At 57.5% G+C, this 431-nt stretch carries 1 pseudogene; it reads right to left on the minus strand.

Annotated features, from left to right (window positions below):
- Nucleotides 1-36: 36 nt before the first annotated feature.
- Nucleotides 37-431: pseudogene (locus tag ACTHUR_RS21635) on the minus strand (peptidylprolyl isomerase); the annotation flags it as partial.

Consider the following 431-nt stretch of genomic DNA (forward strand, 5'->3'; position numbering starts at 1 on the left):
TTGTTGGGACAGGTATTGACGGACGGCGTTTTGTTAGCGCTCTTCAGGTGTACCTGCTTCGCGGACGTCGTTCAGCTTGATGATGTGCCAGCCGAATTGGGTGCGGACAGGGGCGCTGATTTGGCCGGGTTTGAGTTTGTGGACGGCTTCTTCAAACGGGGCAACCATCATGCCGTCGGCAAACCAGCCCAAATCGCCGCCATTGCCGGCGCTGCTGTCTTGCGAGTATTGGCGTGCCAAACCGCCGAAATCTGCGCCGCTGCGGGCTTGTGAGTAGATTTTGCGGATGGTGCTTTCTGCACCGACGGCGGCATTGTCGTTGTCGGCTTTAATGAGGATGTGTTGGGCATGGTATTGGCGCACAGGGTCTGCTTCAGGCAGGGTTACGCCTTGTTGTTTGGCCTGCTCGATGTAGCGTGCCACTTCGGAGT

Source organism: Neisseria sp. P0021.S007 (genome assembly GCF_051956855.1).